This window comes from Mesorhizobium sp. B1-1-5, from assembly GCF_006443065.1.
In the GTDB taxonomy this organism is placed as follows: domain Bacteria; phylum Pseudomonadota; class Alphaproteobacteria; order Rhizobiales; family Rhizobiaceae; genus Mesorhizobium.
Genome location: NZ_VFWS01000462.1, coordinates 1 through 1272, shown reverse-complemented (window position 1 = coordinate 1272; position 1272 = coordinate 1). Strand labels below are relative to the sequence as shown.

The window sequence follows — 1272 nt, the reverse complement described above, 5'->3', positions numbered from 1 at the left end:
GACGATGCACTGAAGGCGCTCGCCGATCGCCTGAGCCTGGACGAGGTGCGCTCCTTCGCCACGCTGCTGCAACAGTCCAAGGAGCTTGGCACCAGCCTGTCGGGGGCGCTGCGCGTCTTTTCCGACGAGATGCGCCACAAGCGCATGTCGCTGGCCGAGGAAAAGGCGCATGCCTTGCCGGCCAAGATGTCGGTGCCGGTCGTGGTTTGCATCCTGCCGGTGGTGCTGATGATCGCGGTCATTCCGATCATCGTCAAAATGACCGGCCACTAGGATTTGCTGATATTCAGTGAAGCCGGCGATCTGCAAAGTCCGCAAATGAATGAGAAGTCCATGCGAATGCTGTTGCGCGCTTTTGTCCTCGGCCTTGCCGCGGCCAGTCTGTCGCCCGTCTGGGCTGCAGCCGATTGCGGCGATGCCGCTGCCCTGGTGCAGCAGGCTTATCCCAAGGCCCGCAAGAGCGCTGACGGTGCCTCGTTCACGCTCGAACCCCACACCAGCATCGCCCTGACGTCCGCATTTGGCGACCCGCCGGGGCTGGTCTGCAAGATCTGGCCCGCCCATGAGGCCCTGCTGTTGGTCGCGGTGCCGCTGATGGACAGTTCGCAACCCAGCGACTACGCGCATGCCGGCGATATCGAGCTTCTGGTCATCGACAGGAAAAGCCGGCAGGTGCGCCAGCGTCTGCTGCAGCCCGGGCTGATGAATGATGATGCCATCGCCATCCGCAAGTTCGAACTTGATACCGGCCGGTATGCGCTGGCGCCCGATGTCTCCGCCTTCGGCCTGCGCATCGAAATGGCGAACAATTCGCTGCCTAACCCTTTCAGTGAAACCGACCTGCGGCTCTATGCCGAGGACGGCGATGCCCTGCGGATGGTGCTCGATGGCCTGGTCGTGGCCGGCAATGGCGGCGAGGGCGATACCAATTGCGCCGGATCCTTCCATATCAGTCAGGTGAGCCTGGCGATGAGCCCGGCCAAACATCATGGCTACCACGACATCGCGGTGGTCGAACGGATGGATACCGACAATCCGTTGCCCGACAGCAATGGCGAGTGCCAGTCCCACCCCGGCAAGTCCGTGAGCCAAACCTACCGGCTGCGCTATGACGGCAGCCGGTATACGGTTCCGGCGGGACTCAAGGCCCTGGAACCGTGAGAACGCCGCTGGCCGTGATCGAGGCGTTGCGGCCTGGTGGTTAATAGCTGGTGTACCCAGGGCCTAATTTTGGCGGCGTTTCGGCACCTAAGTTTAATTGCTCTGGAATAG

At 62.3% G+C, this 1272-nt stretch carries 2 protein-coding genes; both read left to right on the top strand.

Annotated elements, in window-relative coordinates:
• On the top strand, positions 1-273 hold a 273-nt coding region (locus FJ980_RS32385; protein ID WP_140547534.1), incomplete at its 5' end, for a type II secretion system F family protein.
• Between the two features lie 3 nt (positions 274-276).
• Positions 277-1161, top strand: a complete 885-nt coding sequence (locus tag FJ980_RS32380; protein ID WP_246676679.1) for a hypothetical protein — start codon at positions 277-279, stop codon at positions 1159-1161.
• The last annotated feature ends 111 nt before the right edge of the window (positions 1162-1272 follow it).